Here is a 16,411-nt window from a genome sequence, read left to right on the forward strand (position 1 = left end):
CCTGGTCCTTTCGTCCCGCACCTCTTATTCCATTGGTCTGATATGGGTCGATTTGGTGAGGTTTTTCCTTGCCATTCGTCCGCATGCGCGTTTGGCTGGAAGGCGACTGCGTGACCTCTCCGTAAGCACTCCGGAAGGCTCGACCAGTGTCTGCGCAAACCGCCACCGGTCATGACGCCGCGGACAGCCGCCGCTGGTGGGCTTTGGCGGTCATCGCCATCGCCCAGCTCATGATCGTCCTCGACATCACCATCGTGAACATCGCGCTGCCCTCCGCCCAGCGGGACCTCGGGATCTCGGACGCCGACCGGCAGTGGGTGATCACCGCCTACACGCTCGCCTTCGGCGGACTGCTGCTGCTCGGCGGACGGCTGGGCGACCTCTTCGGCCGCAAGCGCGTCTTCACCATCGGCCTGCTGGGCTTCGCGCTCGCCTCCGCCGTCGGCGGCGGCGCGACCGGTCCGGCCATGCTCTTCGGCGCCCGTGCCCTGCAGGGCGCGTTCGGCGCCCTGCTCGCCCCGTCCGCGCTGGGGCTGCTCTCGACCACGTTCACCAACCCGAAGGAACGCAGTACGGCCTTCGGGATCTTCGGCGCGATCGCCGGCAGCGGCGCCGCGATCGGCTTCATCGCCGGCGGCCTGCTGACCGAGTACCTGAACTGGCGCTGGTGCCTGTTCGTCAACACCCCGATCGCCGTCGCCACCGCCTTCGCGGCCTTCTACGTCCTGGATCGCGACCACATCGCCAAGGGGCGGCGGGTCAGGCTGGACCTGCCGGGCGCGGTGCTCGGCTGCACCGGTCTGCTCGCCATCGTCTTCGGCACCTCCGAGGCCGTCACCCGCAGCTGGGGCGACGCACTGGTGATCGGCTCGCTGGTCCTCGGCGCGGCGCTGATCGCGGCGTTCGTCCTGGTCGAGCGGCGCACCGCGCACGCGCTGCTGCCGATGCACATCGTCGCGGACCGCAACCGCGGCGGCGGCGCTCTCTCGGTGGGGCTGGCGATGGTCGGCATGTTCGGCCTGTTCCTGTTCCTGACCTACTACCTGCAGGTCATCAAGCACTTCTCGCCGGTGGTCACGGGCGTCTCCTTCCTGCCGATGACGGGCGCGATCGTGCTGAGCTCGACCGGCATCGCGGCCCGGCTGATGACCCGGGTGCCGTCCCGGCTGCTGATCGGCCCCGGGTTGCTGCTCGCGGCGGCCGGCATGGCCTGGCTGACCCAGATGAAGGTGGACAGTCCGTGGGCCGCCATGGTGCTCCCGGCGGTGCTGCTGCTCGGCTTCGGCATGGGCCTGGTGTTCATGCCGTCGATGAGCCTGGCCACCCTCGGGGTCGCCCCGAACGAGGCCGGCGCCGCTTCGGCCACCATCAACTCGGCCCAGCAGGTGGGTGGTTCGTTCGGTACGGCGCTGCTGAACACGGTCGCGGCCAGTGCCACGGCGACGTACCTGTCCACCCGGCTCGTGCGGACGCCGCTGGTCCAGGCGCAGGGCGCGGTGCACGGCTACGTCATCGCGACCTGGGTGGCGATGGGCGTGCTGCTGCTGGCGGCGGTGATCGCGTTCCTGATGATCGACCACCGCCCGGCCCCCGGCGAGGCCACGGGCGTCCCGGGTGGCGCCGACGCCGCCGAGGCCGTTGCCGCTGTGGACGGGCAGCCCAGTGCCAAGGCGGGTGCGACCGCCCCGGCGGAGCGCCAGCGCGCCACCTGAAGGTTTCCGCAAGGTCTCGCAGTCAACCTCCGGCGCCTCCTCGACCCCTGGTCACCGTCCAGGGACCGGGGAGGCGCCGCCGTGCTGCCCGGAAGCCTTCGTCGGTGCGGACGGGCCGGAGTCAACTGCCGCCGGGTGACGGCTTTTCTCATGGAGCTTCAAGTCTCGGGTAACAACTTTTCCAGCCGGAGGCGTCATAGTCAGTGACCGGACAACGCCGCCTCCCGGGCAGGAGAGACTCGCATGGGCCAGCACAGCCGCCGCACGACCCCGCGACGCAGATTCCTGGCTCCGACCCTGTTCACCGCGCTCTCGGCGCTCACGGTGGCCGCCGTCGTGACCGGCATGCACTCGCTGAGCCCGTCCGAGGCGACGGCCGCGAGCAGTCCCACCCGCACTTCCCCGGCGGCGACGGCACCCGCGTCGCCCTCGGCCACCGCGGCTCCCACGACCCCCGCGGCCCCCGCGTCGACGTCACCGCTCGCCGAGCCCACGCCGTCGAGCACCCCGACGCCGACCGCCGACACCCCGACGCCCACACCCACGCCTACTCCGACTCCGACCGCCACCGCCACCAAGGCCCCCGGCACCCGCACGGTGAACCTCGGCACCACCGCGGCCGCCCCGGCGACCTCCGAATCGTCCACCGTCGGCGCGCTGTTCAGCGGCTCCGTCGCGGCCGGCAACCACTTCTGCACCGCCAGCGTGGTGCACAGCGCCACCGGCAACCTCCTGCTCACCGCCGCGCACTGCCTCACCAGCACCGACGGCGTGGTGTTCGTGCCGGGCTACCGCAACGGCACGGCCCCGTACGGCACGTGGCAGGTGACCGCGATCCACACCACCACCGACTGGTCCCAGAAGGGCGACGTGGACGAGGACTTCGCGATCCTGGAGACGGCCCCCAGCAACGGCCGCAAGGTCGAGGACGTGGTCGGCGCCAACCGCCTGGGCACCGACGAGTCGTTCGGCGCGACCGTCCGCCTCTACGGCTACCCGGCCGACTCCGAGTCCCCGAGCCTGTGCACCAACGCCAGCGACAAGCAGAGCACCTACCAGCGCGTCATCGACTGCCCGAGCTACCCGGCCGGCACCAGCGGCGGCCCGTGGATCGACACCGCGACCGGGGACGTCGTCGGCGCCATCGGCGGCTACCAGCAGGGCGGGGACACCGACGACGTGTCCTACAGCGCCTACTTCGACCACACGATCGCGACGCTCTACTCCCAGGCCGAGGCCGCCGCCTCCGCCTCCTGAAGCCTGCCGCCCGGCCGCCCACCCCGCGGCCGGGCGGCGTCTCCGCCGGCGTGGTCCGGAAAACGACGAAGGCCCAGATCCGTGGAACAACTCCACTGATCTGGGCCTCGGTTGCAAGTGCCCCCGGTAGGATTCGAACCTACGCACCCGCCTCCGGAGGGCGGTGCTCTATCCCCTGAGCTACGGGGGCCTGCTCTTGCCGTCGGGGCCTGCGCTCCGACGTGGAGAACACTACCAGGCTCCGGCCGTGGTCCGTGCACGGGTTTCGCACCGGGCCGGCCGGGCGCCCGCCGGGCGGAAGTCGGGAAAGGCCGGACGGGGCGGCGGCCCCGCCGATACCCTCGGTGAGGTGTCGGGAGAGTCCGGGCGGGTCCTCGTGGTGGACGACAGCGAGGTGATCCGCCAGCTGATCAGGGTCAACCTCGAACTCGAGGGTTTCGAGGTGGTGACCGCCGCCGACGGTGCCGAGTGCCTGGAGGTGGTCCGCCGGGTGCGGCCGGACGTGGTGACGCTGGACGTGGTGATGCCGCGTCTGGACGGCCTGCGGACGGCGGCCCGGCTGCGCGCGGCGCCCGGCACCAGCGGGCTGCCGATCGCGATCGTGAGCGCCTGCACCCCGGCGGACCTGGATCTGGGGGAGGCGGTGGGGGTGGACGGCTACCTCGGCAAGCCCTTCGACCCGGCGGACCTGGTGGCACTGGTGCGCCGCCTGATGACCCTGGGCGGGCGGCCCGGCGGGTTTCGCCCTGAGCGAACAGAGCGCACCGATCGAGGCTGACACCGCCGCCGGGGCGCCGCACGGGCGTCTCAACCGGCAAACCGAGTGGCGGGCGGGCACCCCGTCTCGCCTACGCTTGGCGTCGTGACCCCCGCAGAGCTTTCCCAGGCAATCCAGGCCGCAGTGAGCGCCGCCGTCGAGGCGGGCGAGCTGGCCGTCGCCGTGCCCGAGCACGTGACGGTCGAGCGGCCCAAGAACAGGGACCACGGCGACTACGCGACCAACGTGGCCCTCCAGCTCGCCAAGGCGGCCGGCAAGCCGCCGCGAGCCGTCGCCGAGGCGCTGGCCGACCGCCTGCGAGGGATCACCGGCGTCACCAAGGTCGACATCGCCGGTCCGGGCTTCCTGAACATCACCCTGGACACCGCCACCGCCGGTGCGCTCGCCCGCACCGTCGTCGAGGCCGGCGAGGCCTACGGGCGCAACGAGGCCCTCAAGGGCCTGAAGATCAACCTGGAGTTCGTCTCCGCCAACCCGACCGGCCCGATCCACATCGGCGGCGTCCGCTGGGCGGCCGTCGGCGACTCGCTCGCCCGCGTCCTGCGGGCCTCCGGCGCCGACGTCACCACCGAGTACTACCTCAACGACGCCGGCGTGCAGATCACCAAGTTCGCCGCCTCGCTGCAGGCCGCCGCGAACGGCCGGGAGGTGCCCGAGGGCGGGTACGTCGGCGAGTACATCGTCGACATCGCCAAGGCGATCACCGGCGCCGTCCCGGGCCTGCTCGACCTGCCCGAGGCCGAGCAGCTGCAGGTCTTCCGCACCGAGGGCCTCAAGCTCATGGTCGCCGAGATCAAGCGCTCGATGGACGAGTTCGGCACCCACTTCGACGTCTGGTTCTCGGAGAAGTCGCTGCACGACTCCGGCGCCGTCGAGAAGGCCATCACCCGGCTGCGCGAGCAGGGCCACGTCTTCGACCAGGACGGCGCGGTCTTCCTGCGCACCACCGACTTCGGCGACGACAAGGACCGCGTCCTGATCAAGGCCGACGGCGACACCACCTACTTCGCCGCCGACGCCGCCTACTACCTGTCCAAGCGCGACCGCGGCACCGACGTCGCGCTCTACATGCTGGGCGCCGACCACCACGGGTACGTCAACCGCCTCAAGGCCATCTCGGCCTGCGCGGGCGACGACATGAACCACAACATCGAGGTGAAGATCGGCCAGTTCGTGAAGATGCTTCGCGACGGCGAAGAGGTCCGCATGTCCAAGCGGGCCGGCAACATCATCACGATCGACGACGTCGTCGAGTGGATCGGCGTGGACGCCGCCCGCTACACGCTGGCGCGCTCCTCCACCGACTCGACGATCACGCTCGACATCAACCTCCTGACGAGCCAGACCAACGAGAACCCGGTTTTCTACGTCCAGTACGCCCACACCCGGATGTGCGGCGTGGCCCGCAAGGCCGCCGAGCTGGGCGTGGACAAGGGCCCGGCCGAGCAGTTCAAACCCGAGCTGCTCGCCACCGAGTGGGAGTCCGACGTCCTCGGCCACCTCGCAGAGTTCCCGCGCGTGCTGGCCACGGCCGGCGAGCTGCGCGAGCCGCACCGGGTCGCCGTGTACCTGGAGAAGCTCGCGAGCAAGTACCACCGCCTGTACGAGAACTGCATGTTCCTGCCCAAGGGCGACGAGGAGCTCAACGACACGCACCGGGCCCGCCTCTGGCTGGTCGAGGCGACGCGTACGGTGCTCGCCAACGGGCTCACGCTCCTGGGCGTGACGGCGCCCGAGCGGATGTAGGAACCACCCCCAAGCGCACAGCGGGGGCGGCTGACGGTCAACGGGGACCGTCGCCGCCCCTCGCCATAGGTCTCGAAGGACTGGGAAAGACACATGAGTCGTTCCGCACACCCCGCAGGCCCCCGGCACGGGGACGTGCTGCCCGAGGGCCACTACCAGGCCCCGCCGGCCGACCTGAACGCGCTCGACCCCAAGGTCTGGTCGCGCACCGTGGCCCGCGACGCCGAGGGCGTGGCCACCGTCGCCGGGATCGACGTCAAGACGCTGGCGGCCGAGTTCGGCACCCCGGCCTACGTCATGGACGAAGAGGACTTCCGCACCCGGGCGCGCGCCTGGCGCGACGCCTTCGGCGCCGACGCGGACGTCTACTACGCCGGCAAGGCGTTCCTCTCCAAGGCGGTCGTGCGCTGGCTGCACGAGGAGGGCCTGAACCTCGACGTGTGCAGCGTCGGCGAGCTGGTCGTGGCGCTGGCCGCCGGGATGCCGGCCGAGCGGATCGCGCTGCACGGCAACAACAAGTCGGTGGACGAGCTGGAGCACGCCGTGAAGGCGGGCGTCGGCCACGTCGTCGTCGACTCCTACGAGGAGATCGAGCGGCTGGCCGCGATCGCCGCCCGGCACGGCGTCCGCCAGCCGGTGCTGATCCGGGTCACCGTCGGCGTCGAGGCGCACACCCACGAGTTCATCGCGACGGCGCACGAGGACCAGAAGTTCGGCCTGTCGCTGACCGGGGGAGCGGCCGCCGAGGCGGTGCGCCGGGTGCTCGGCCACCCGACGAGCCTGGAGCTGCGCGGCATCCACTCGCACATCGGCTCGCAGATCTTCGACATGGCCGGTTTCGAGGTGGCCGCCCGCCGGGTGGTCGGCCTGCTCGGGCAGGTCCGCGACGAGCACGGCGTCCAGCTGCCCGAGATCGACCTGGGCGGCGGCCTCGGCATCGCCTACACCAGCGACGACGACCCCCGCGAGCCGGCCGAGATCGCCGCCGCGCTGGCCGACATCGTCCGCCGCGAGTGCCGGGCGGCCGAGCTGGACGTGCCGCGGCTGAGCGTGGAGCCGGGCCGGGCGATCGTCGGCCCGACCGCGTTCACGCTGTACGAGGTCGGCACCGTCAAGCCGCTGGAGGGCCTGCGCACCTACGTCAGCGTGGACGGCGGCATGTCCGACAACATCCGCACCGCGCTGTACGACGCCGAGTACTCGGTGGCGCTCGTGTCGCGCACCAGCGACGCCGAGCCGATGCTGGTCCGGGTGGTCGGCAAGCACTGCGAGTCCGGCGACATCGTCGTGCGGGACGCCTTCCTGCCGGCCGACCTCGTCCCGGGCGACCTGCTCGCGGTGCCCGCCACCGGCGCGTACTGCCGCTCGATGGCGAGCAACTACAACCACGCCCTGAAGCCCCCCGTGGTGGCGGTCAAGGACGGTGCGGCGCGGGTGATCGTCCGGCGCGAGACGGAGGAGGATCTCCTGCGTCTGGATATCGGATGACGAAATTCTTGTCTCAGATCATGGAACGACCGTAGATCCGTGCGGAAAGTCCCCGAGACTGGTACGGACCGAAGTTCCCGGCGGCCCGAGAAAACCGCCGGAATTACCGAAGCACGATGAATGCAGAGCGGAGTCGGATGATGCGTACGCGCCCGCTGAAGGTGGCGTTGCTGGGCTGTGGTGTGGTGGGCTCCGAGGTGGCGCGCATCATGACGACGACGGCCGACGACCTCGCCGCGCGCATCGGTGCCCCGGTCGAGCTCGCCGGCATCGCGGTCCGCCGGGCCGGCCGGGACCGCCCCGGCGTGCCCGCGCACCTGCTGACCACCGACGCCGAGGCCCTGATCAACCGCGGCGACATCGACGTGGTGATCGAGGTCGTGGGCGGCATCGAGCCGTCCAAACACCACATCCTGTCGGCGTTCAAGCAGGGCGCCTCGGTGGTCAGCGCCAACAAGGCGCTGCTCGCCCAGGACGGTGCCGAGCTGCACGCGGCCGCCGCGGCGGCCGGGGTGGACCTGTACTACGAGGCCGCGGTGGCGGGGGCGATCCCGCTGCTGCGCCCGCTGCGCGAGTCCCTCGCCGGCGACAAGGTGAACCGGGTGCTCGGCATCGTCAACGGCACCACCAACTTCATCCTCGACAAGATGGACACCACCGGCGCCGGCTACTCGGAGGCGCTGGAGGAGGCCACCGCGCTCGGCTACGCCGAGGCGGACCCGACCGCCGACGTCGAGGGCTTCGACGCCGCCGCGAAGGCCGCGATCCTGGCCGGGATCGCCTTCCACACCAAGGTGACCGCGGCGGACGTCTACCGCGAGGGCATCACCGAGGTGACCGCGGCCGACATCGCCTCGGCCAAGGCGATGGGCTGCGTCGTCAAGCTGCTCGCGATCTGCGAGCGGGCCGCCGACGGCGAGTCCGTCACCGCGCGCGTGCACCCGGCGATGATCCCGCTGTCGCACCCGCTGGCCTCCGTCCGCGAGGCGTACAACGCGGTGTTCGTCGAGGCCGAGGCGGCCGGGCGGCTGATGTTCTACGGCCCGGGCGCCGGCGGCTCGCCGACCGCCTCGGCGGTGCTCGGCGACCTGGTCGCGGTGTGCCGCAACAAGCTCAACGAGGCCACCGGCCCCGGTGACTCGGTGTACACGCAGCTGCCGGCCAAGCCGATGGACGAGGTCGTCACCCGCTACCACGTCAGCCTGGACGTGGACGACCGCGCCGGTGTGCTCGCCCAGGTGGCCTCCGTGTTCGCCGAGCACGGCGTCTCCATCGACACCGTGCGCCAGCAGGGCCGTGACGGCGACGCCTCGCTCGTCGTGGTCACCCACCGTGCCACCGACGCCGCCCTGTCGGCGACGGTCGACAAGCTCCGCGCGCTGGACAGCGTGCGGGACGTGGCCAGCATCATGCGGGTCGAAGGGGAGTAAGGAACTAGCCATGAACGCCGTTGCCGAGAACGTCGTCCGAGGCGCGCACACCCACCAGTGGCGCGGCCTGATCGAGGAGTACCGCGACCGCCTGCCGGTCACCGCGGCCACTCCGGTGGTCACCCTGCTCGAAGGCGGCACGCCGCTGGTCCCCGCCCAGGTGCTGTCCGAGCGCACGGGCTGCGAGGTCTACCTGAAGGTCGAGGGCGCCAACCCGACCGGCTCCTTCAAGGACCGCGGGATGACGATGGCCATCTCCAAGGCCAAGGAGGAGGGCGCGCAGGCCGTCATCTGCGCCTCCACCGGCAACACCTCGGCCTCCGCCGCCGCGTACGCGGTGCGGGCCGGGATGGTGTCGGCGGTGCTCGTCCCGCAGGGCAAGATCGCGCTGGGCAAGATGGGCCAGGCGTTGGTGCACGGCGCCAGGATCCTCCAGGTGGACGGGAACTTCGACGACTGCCTGACGCTCGCGCGCGAACTGTCCGAGAAGTACCCGGTGGCGCTGGTGAACTCGGTGAACCCGGTGCGCATCGAGGGCCAGAAGACGGCCGCCTTCGAGATCGTCGACATGCTCGGCGACGCCCCGGACATCCACGTCCTCCCGGTCGGCAACGCGGGCAACATCACCGCGTACTGGAAGGGTTACCGCGAATACGCCACCGACGGCCTGGCCTCCCGCACCCCGCGGATGTGGGGCTTCCAGGCCTCCGGCTCGGCCCCGATCGTGGACGGCGCGCCGGTGCTCAAGCCGCAGACCATCGCCACCGCGATCCGGATCGGCAACCCGGCCTCGTGGGACTTCGCGCTCGCCGCGCGGGACGAGTCGGGCGGCCTCATCGACAAGGTGACGGACCGTCAGATCCTGTCCGCCTACCGGCTGTTGGCCTCGCAGGAGGGCGTCTTCGTGGAGCCCGCCTCGGCCGCCTCGGTGGCCGGTCTGCTGGCCAAGGCGGAGGCCGGCCTGGTCGACCCGGGCCAGCGGATCGTCTGCACCGTGACCGGCAACGGCCTCAAGGACCCGGACTGGGCGGTGGCCGGTGCGCCGCAGCCGCAGATCGTCCCGATCGACCCGGAGGCGGCGGCCCGGCGCCTGGGCCTGCTCGACTGACCCACCAGAACGGGCCCACCGGGCCCATCGGGCAAAAGGCCTGATGCCCCACCGGACCGCGACGGGCCGACCCTTTCGGGGGTCGGCCCGTCAAAGTTCTCGACTGACACTTTTGTGTCAATTCCACTGCGCATTCCGAACCGATTCCGCCCCGCCCTTTGACCGGGTGGGGTGCGCATTCCGGCCAGAAGCGGCAACACACCAGATCGAAGGCCCACGGGGTGTACCACTGGGGAACCTCTCTTCGATACTCTGGGTCCGGCCGTGTGGCACATGCCCCGGGTCCGTCCCCCTCGCGGGCCGCACCGACGACTGTGACCGCCCGCCCCGGTACGGGGCCCGCGGCCCGCCTCCCCACCCCCGCACCGAGGCGCTCCGCGCCGCCGAATTCCCCAGGAGAGTCCACCGCATGGCCGGTCCCGCGTTCCGTGCCGCCGCCGTCCGGGTCCGGGTCCCCGCGACCAGCGCCAACCTCGGTCCGGGCTTCGACGCCTTCGGACTCGCGCTGGGCCTGTACGACGACGTCGTCGTCCGGGTCGCCGACTCCGGCCTGTCCGTCGACATCGCCGGCGAGGGCGCCGACTCGCTGGCCCGCGACGAGCGCCACCTCGTCGTCCGCTCGATGCGCGCCGCCTTCGACCGCCTCGGCGGCCAGCCGCGCGGCCTCGAAGTGGTCTGCGCCAACCGGATACCGCACGGCCGGGGCCTCGGCTCCTCGTCGGCGGCCATCTGCGCCGGCCTCGTGGCCGCCCGCGCCGTCACCATCGGCGGCCCGTCCGCGCTGGACGACGACGCGCTGCTGGACCTCGCCTCCGAGCTGGAGGGCCACCCCGACAACGTCGCGGCCTGCCTGCGCGGCAACTTCACCGTCGCCTGGACCGACGAGGAGTCGGCCAAGGCGGTCGTCCTGGAGCCGTCCGAGCGGGTCGTGCCGGTCGTCTTCGTGCCCGCCACCGAGGTGCTCACCAAGACCGCCCGCGGCCTGCTGCCCAAGACCGTCCCGCTCGGCGACGCCGCGGTGAACGCGGGCCGCGCCGCGCTCATGGTCGAGGCGCTGACCCGGCGCCCCGAGCTGCTGCTCGCCGCCACCGAGGACCGGCTGCACCAGGACTACCGCGCCTCCGCGATGCCCGAGAGCGCCGGGCTGGTGGGCGCCCTGCGCGCGGAGGGCATCCCCGCCGTCATCTCCGGGGCCGGCCCGACCGTCCTCGCGCTCACCGACGAGGCGGGCGCCGACAAGGTGCTCTCCTTCGCCGGGCACCACGGCCACGGCGGCGACCCGGCGTTCGCCGCGCACCGCCTGGAGCTCGACCGCACCGGCGCCACGGTGCTCCCGCTGGACGCCTGAGCAGCACGTCCGGGCGGTCCGCCCGGGCCCGGCGGCGGCACGCCCGCAGCCGGGCCGTCCGGACACGATTGGCAAGCGCAAGGCTGGGGAATGTGTGAGGGGGTCGGTAGTGTTAACCTCATTGCTGCACCAGGTGCCCTCCGGGGCTCGGTGCGCCGCGTCCCGATCCCAGCACTCCGCTGCCGCGGAGTCCCGGCGATATTCGGGGCGACGATTCTCCGGGAGCCCACCGCAGCGCGTACGCAGCCTGCCTGCGCGACTTGCGGCCGCATCCCGAAGCCGTGACGGCACCTGACTCCCACCCGCGGCCTCCCACCTTGAGGCCAGGACGGGCGGAGCGCGGGCCACCGTCACGCGACGGGGGCCCGGGATTCGCAGGCAGCGTGGGGGTACGCCCTTCGGGGAGGTCGGCACACGGCCGGCCCACCGCGCCACTCGCACCACCGTGCTTCGTGCACCGCACCTCGCAGCTCTCCCTCGACGGGCTTCCGCCATTCGAGGGATCCCCGCCTCGGACCGACGCAGTCGAGCGTTGGTCAGGACAGCACAACCGGTCGCCGAGCCAGACAGGCCGACGTCCGCTCCAGGGAAGGACCCTTAGTGAGCGACACCACCGATCTGATGGGCGCGCGCCCGGACGCCGACGCGTCGGACGCCGCCGCCCCCGCTGCCCCGGCCCGGCGCCGCCGTTCGGCCGCCGCGGGCCTGGACGGGATGGTCCTGGCCGAGCTGCAGAAGCTCGCCGCGGACCTGGGCATCACCGGTACCGGACGCATGCGCAAGAGCCAGCTGATCGAGACCATCAAGGAGAAGAGCGGCGGCGACCCGCTGCTCGCCGCCGGTGGTGGCGCCCCGGCCGCCAAGCGCACCGCCGCCAAGGCGGACGCCGAGGCCCCGGCCGAGAAGCCGGCCCGCCGCACCAAGGCCGCCGCGGCCGCCGCCGCCCCGGCCGACGAGCCGCAGGCCCAGATCGAGATCCCGGTCCAGGCCGCCGCCGAGACCGCCGCGCCCGCCCGCGCCGAGCGCACCCGCCGCCGCGCCACCTCGGCCGCCGGCGCCCCGGTCGCCGAGACCGCCGCCGCCGAGCCGGCCGCCGTCGTCGTGGCCGAGCCGAAGCAGACCGAGGCCCGCCCGGCCGAGACCCGCGCCTTCGAGGGCCGCGAGGAGGGCCGCACCGAGTCCCGCCGCGACCGCCGCGAGCGCCGCGACCGCCGCGACACCGGCGAGCGCACCGACCGCCAGGAGGGCGGCGAGGTCCAGGCCGGCCAGGACGGCGAGAGCCGCGAGTCGCGCCGCGACCGCCGCAACCGCCGTGAGCGCGCCGACCGCCAGGGCCAGCAGGGCGGCGGCCAGCAGCAGGGCGCCCAGGGCGACGGCCAGGCCCGCCAGGGCGGCCAGCAGCAGACCCAGCAGCAGCCGCAGGCGCAGCAGGGCGGCTACGACGACGACGAGTTCGGCGACGGCCGTCGCGGCCGTCGCGGCCGCTACCGCGACCGCCGTGGCCGCGGCAGCCGCCGCGAGGGCTTCGAGACCGGCGCCCCCGAGCCGCAGATCGGCGAGGACGACGTCCTGATCCCGGTCGCGGGCATCCTGGACATCCTCGACAACTACGCGTTCGTGCGCACCTCCGGCTACCTGCCGGGCCAGAACGACGTCTACGTCTCGCTGGCGCAGGTCCGCAAGAACGGCCTGCGCAAGGGCGACGCCATCACCGGCGCCGTGCGCCAGCCGCGCGAGGGCGAGCGCCGCGAGAAGTTCAACGCCATGGTGCGCCTGGACTCCGTCAACGGCATGGACCCGGAGAGCGGCCGCGGCCGTCCCGAGTTCAACAAGCTCACCCCGCTGTACCCGCAGGAGCGGCTGCGCCTGGAGACCGACCCGGGCGTGCTGACCACCCGGATCATCGACCTCGTGTCGCCGATCGGCAAGGGCCAGCGCGGTCTGATCGTCGCGCCGCCGAAGACCGGCAAGACGATGGTGCTGCAGGCGGTCGCCAACGCGATCACCCACAACAACCCCGAGTGCCACCTGATGGTCGTCCTGGTCGACGAGCGTCCGGAAGAGGTCACCGACATGCAGCGGTCGGTGAAGGGCGAGGTCATCTCCTCGACCTTCGACCGCCCGGCGGAGGACCACACCACCGTCGCCGAGCTCGCGATCGAGCGCGCCAAGCGACTGGTGGAGCTCGGCCACGACGTGGTGATCCTGCTGGACTCGATCACCCGCCTCGGCCGCGCCTACAACCTGGCGGCGCCGGCCTCCGGCCGCATCCTGTCCGGTGGTGTCGACTCGACCGCGCTGTACCCGCCGAAGAAGTTCTTCGGTGCCGCGCGCAACATCGAGAACGGCGGCTCGCTGACCATCCTGGCCACCGCGCTGGTCGAGACCGGCTCGCGCATGGACGAGGTGATCTTCGAGGAGTTCAAGGGCACCGGCAACATGGAGCTCAAGCTCGACCGCAAGCTCTCGGACAAGCGCATCTTCCCGGCCGTCGACGTGGACGCCTCCAGCACCCGCAAGGAGGAGATCCTGCTCGGCAGCGAGGAGTTGGCCATCGTCTGGAAGCTGCGCCGGGTGCTGCACGCGCTCGACTCGCAGCAGGCGATCGAGCTCCTGCTGGACAAGATGAAGCAGACCAAGAGCAACGCCGAGTTCCTGATGCAGATCGCCAAGACGACCCCCGGGTCCGGCGACTGACCGCAGTCGCACGGCTCGGCCGTCACGGAACCCCGGATCGCGCGAGCGGTCCGGGGTTCCGGCGTTCCCGGGCCCGGCTCCGGCCCAGGATCCGGGCCGGTTGTTCCAGAGTCGGTACATCTCGACCACATTGGTGACTCTTGTCCGATTTACCCTGGAGCGTATGGCCGAGCACAAGAGCGTCCCGAGCAACCGCCGCAGAGTCCTGCGGGTGGTCGCCTGCGCGTCCGCCGCGATCGCCGTCCTCGGCGCCGGGGCCGCCGCGTGGGCCTACTTCACGCTCGACGGCAACATCAAGAGCGTCGACATCAACGCCCGGCTGGGCGACGCCCGGCCGCCGGCCGCCACCGACGGCTCGTTCAACATCCTCGTGCTGGGCTCCGACTCGCGGGCCGGCGCGAACGGCGGCCTGGCGGGCGGGGACACCGGTGACACCGCGCGCTCCGACACCGCGATGGTCGTGCACGTCAGCCAGGACCACTCGCGCGCCGAGGTCGTCTCGATCCCGCGCGACACCCTCGTCGACCGCCCCGACTGCACCGACGCGAGCGGCAAGCCCGTGCCGGCCCTCAAGCGCGCCATGTACAACAGCGCCTTCGAGGCCGGCGGCGCCGCCTGCGCGGTCAAGACCACCGAGCAGCTGACCGGGCTGCGGATGGACCACTACGTGCAGGTCGACTTCGCCGGGTTCGCCCGGGTCGTGGACGCGATAGGCGGGGCCACCGTGACCACCACGGTGGCCATCCACGACAAGGACAGCGGGCTCGACCTCCCGGCCGGCGAGCACCACCTCGACGGCCGGCAGGCGCTCGCCTTCGTCCGCACCCGGCACGGCGTCGGCGACGGCAGCGACCTCGGCCGGATCGAGCTGCAGAAGCAGATGGTGAAGTCGCTGCTCCGGCAGACCGGCGGGGCGGGCCTGCTCACCGACCCGGTCAAGCTGTGGTCGATCGGCGACACCGTCACGAAGAGCATCACCACCGACTCGGCGCTCGGGTCGGTGAACGCGCTGGTGGGCCTCGCCCAGGAGCTCAAGGGCATCGGCCCGGACCAGCTGAGCATGGTGACCCTGCCGGTGGTCGCCGCCCCCAGCGACCCCAACCGGGTGGTCGAGCAGCAGCCCCAGGCGAACCAGGTCTGGGCGGCGCTCAAGGCCGACCAGCCGATCCCGCAGGCGGTCGTCGCGGCCCAGCCCGAGAACCCCGCCCAGGCGGCTCCGACGGCCTCCCCGGCGGCCGCGGCGCGGCGCTGAGGGCGTCCGGAATAACCCGGGACACGACCCGGTTTGGGAAGATGCGGCCCGTCCTGGCAGACTGGACCGTCGGTCCCGGTTCACGTGCGGCATTCCAGCCGCCGACCCGGTGCCCTCCCGATACCTAGGAGAACCCCTTGAAGTCCAACGTTCACCCCGAGTACGTGGTCACCCGTGTGACCTGCACCTGCGGCGCCGAGTTCACGACCCGCTCGACCGAGACCAGCGGCGAGATCCGCGCCGAGGTCTGCTCGCAGTGCCACCCGTTCTACACCGGCAAGCAGAAGATCCTCGACACCGGTGGCCGCGTGGCCCGCTTCGAGGCCCGCTTCGGCAAGCAGCACAGCGCGAAGGCCTAGCGCTCCCTCGGCGCCGGTTCCCGGTGCCCCCGTACTCGTTCCGGGGGCGCTGGGGACCGGCGCCGTTCGCGTCCCACCACCCCATCCGATCCCCGGGAAGAAGGCCACCCCCATGTTCGAGGCAGTCGAAGAGCTCCTCGTCGAGCACGCCGACCTCGAGAAGAGGCTGGCCGACCCGTCCGTCCACGCCGACCAGGCCAACGCCCGCAAGCTGGCCAAGCGGTACGCCGAGCTGACCCCGATCACCCGGGTCTACCGGGAGTGGCGGCAGGCCGGCGAGGACATCGAGGCGGCGCGTGAACTCGCCGCCGAGGACCCGGAGTTCATCGCCGAGGTGAAGGACTCCGAGGCGCGCCGCGAGGAGCTCACGGAGGAGCTGCGGCTGCTGCTCGTCCCGCGCGACCCGAGCGACGACAAGGACGTCATCCTGGAGATCAAGGCGGGCGAGGGCGGCGAGGAGTCCGCGCTGTTCGCCGGCGACCTGCTCCGGATGTACCTGCGCTTCGCCGAGCGGACCGGCTGGAAGACCGAGATCATCGACTCCAACGAGTCGGACCTCGGCGGCTACAAGGACGTCTCGGTCGCGGTCAAGACCAAGGGCAACGCCGAGCCCGGCCAGGGCGTCTGGGCCCGGCTGAAGTACGAGGGCGGCGTGCACCGCGTGCAGCGCGTGCCGGCCACCGAGTCGCAGGGCCGCATCCACACCTCCGCGGCGGGCGTGCTGGTCACCCCCGAGGCGGAGGAGGTCGAGGTCGAGATCTTCGCCAACGACCTGCGGATCGACGTCTACCGCTCGTCCGGCCCCGGCGGCCAGTCGGTCAACACCACCGACTCCGCGGTCCGGATCACCCACCTGCCGACCGGTATCGTGGCGTCCTGCCAGAACGAGAAGAGCCAGCTGCAGAACAAGGAGCAGGCGATGCGCATCCTGCGTTCGCGCCTGCTCGCCGCCGCGCAGGAGGAGGCCGAGCGGGAGGCCTCGGACGCGCGCCGCAGCCAGGTCCGCACGGTGGACCGCTCCGAGCGGATCCGCACGTACAACTACCCCGAGAACCGCATCTCGGACCACCGCACGGGCTTCAAGTCGTACAACCTGGACCAGGTCCTGGACGGCGAGCTGACCGCGGTGATCCAGTCCTGCGTCGACGCGGACGCGGCGGCCAAGCTCGCCGCGGCCCAACAGAACTGAGACCGGCGCGCCAGCGCCGGACAACCCCGCAGCCGGAGCGCAGAAAC

Annotated in this window: 12 protein-coding genes and 1 tRNA gene; 12 read left to right on the forward strand and 1 reads right to left on the reverse strand. The window is 72.2% G+C overall.

Going from position 1 to position 16,411, the window contains the following annotated elements; genetic code table 11:
* The first annotated feature begins 146 nt into the window (after window positions 1–146).
* Together ACFVSN_RS34395 and ACFVSN_RS34400 are read left to right on the forward strand one after the other, a co-directional pair.
* A complete protein-coding gene (locus ACFVSN_RS34395) occupies window positions 147–1,712 on the forward strand; it encodes an MFS transporter (RefSeq protein ID WP_380440088.1) in 1,566 nt (521 codons plus the stop codon).
* A 243-nt stretch (window positions 1,713–1,955) separates the two neighbouring features.
* Window positions 1,956–2,969: a trypsin-like serine peptidase gene (locus ACFVSN_RS34400; RefSeq protein ID WP_387957448.1), complete on the forward strand. Its 1,014-nt coding sequence runs from the start codon at window positions 1,956–1,958 to the stop codon at window positions 2,967–2,969.
* Window positions 2,970–3,087: 118 nt separating this feature from the next.
* On the opposite strand, the gene ACFVSN_RS34405 is transcribed toward ACFVSN_RS34400, so the two are convergent.
* Window positions 3,088–3,159 (reverse strand) — tRNA-Arg (locus tag ACFVSN_RS34405).
* A gap of 159 nt (window positions 3,160–3,318) precedes the next feature.
* Between ACFVSN_RS34405 and ACFVSN_RS34410 the strand changes: the two genes are divergently transcribed.
* From ACFVSN_RS34410 to prfA, 10 genes are all read left to right on the forward strand, one after another.
* Entirely contained in the window at window positions 3,319–3,747 is a 429-nt protein-coding gene (locus ACFVSN_RS34410) for a response regulator (protein WP_380496763.1), read from the forward strand.
* A gap of 84 nt (window positions 3,748–3,831) precedes the next feature.
* Complete coding sequence (gene argS / locus ACFVSN_RS34415; RefSeq protein WP_380440092.1) at window positions 3,832–5,493, forward strand: arginine--tRNA ligase; 1,662 nt, start codon at window positions 3,832–3,834, stop codon at window positions 5,491–5,493.
* A gap of 93 nt (window positions 5,494–5,586) precedes the next feature.
* A complete protein-coding gene (gene lysA / locus ACFVSN_RS34420; RefSeq protein ID WP_380496765.1) occupies window positions 5,587–6,981 on the forward strand; it encodes a diaminopimelate decarboxylase in 1,395 nt (464 codons plus the stop codon).
* A 137-nt stretch (window positions 6,982–7,118) separates the two neighbouring features.
* Window positions 7,119–8,411, forward strand: a complete 1,293-nt coding sequence (locus ACFVSN_RS34425; protein WP_380440096.1) for a homoserine dehydrogenase — start codon at window positions 7,119–7,121, stop codon at window positions 8,409–8,411.
* A 10-nt stretch (window positions 8,412–8,421) separates the two neighbouring features.
* On the forward strand, window positions 8,422–9,519 hold the full coding sequence (thrC, locus tag ACFVSN_RS34430) for a threonine synthase (protein WP_380440098.1): 1,098 nt from the start codon (window positions 8,422–8,424) through the stop codon (window positions 9,517–9,519).
* 409 nt (window positions 9,520–9,928) lie between these two features.
* The gene (gene thrB, locus ACFVSN_RS34435) at window positions 9,929–10,867 is read left to right on the forward strand and encodes a homoserine kinase (RefSeq protein ID WP_329927985.1); all 939 of its coding nucleotides are present in this window, start codon (window positions 9,929–9,931) and stop codon (window positions 10,865–10,867) included.
* Between the two features lie 600 nt (window positions 10,868–11,467).
* The gene (rho, locus tag ACFVSN_RS34440; RefSeq protein WP_387957451.1) at window positions 11,468–13,564 is read left to right on the forward strand and encodes a transcription termination factor Rho; all 2,097 of its coding nucleotides are present in this window, start codon (window positions 11,468–11,470) and stop codon (window positions 13,562–13,564) included.
* 163 nt (window positions 13,565–13,727) lie between these two features.
* On the forward strand, window positions 13,728–14,816 hold the full coding sequence (locus tag ACFVSN_RS34445) for an LCP family protein (RefSeq protein WP_380440100.1): 1,089 nt from the start codon (window positions 13,728–13,730) through the stop codon (window positions 14,814–14,816).
* Between the two features lie 137 nt (window positions 14,817–14,953).
* Window positions 14,954–15,175, forward strand: a complete 222-nt coding sequence (gene rpmE, locus ACFVSN_RS34450) for a 50S ribosomal protein L31 (RefSeq protein WP_030235761.1) — start codon at window positions 14,954–14,956, stop codon at window positions 15,173–15,175.
* Between the two features lie 112 nt (window positions 15,176–15,287).
* Window positions 15,288–16,364 carry a peptide chain release factor 1 gene (gene prfA / locus ACFVSN_RS34455; protein WP_380500579.1) on the forward strand — a complete coding sequence of 359 codons (1,077 nt, stop codon included), beginning with the start codon at window positions 15,288–15,290 and terminating at the stop codon, window positions 16,362–16,364.
* Window positions 16,365–16,411: the final 47 nt, after the last annotated feature.

The organism is Kitasatospora sp. NPDC057904 (assembly GCF_042887925.1).
Classification (GTDB): Bacteria; Actinomycetota; Actinomycetes; order Streptomycetales; family Streptomycetaceae; genus Kitasatospora.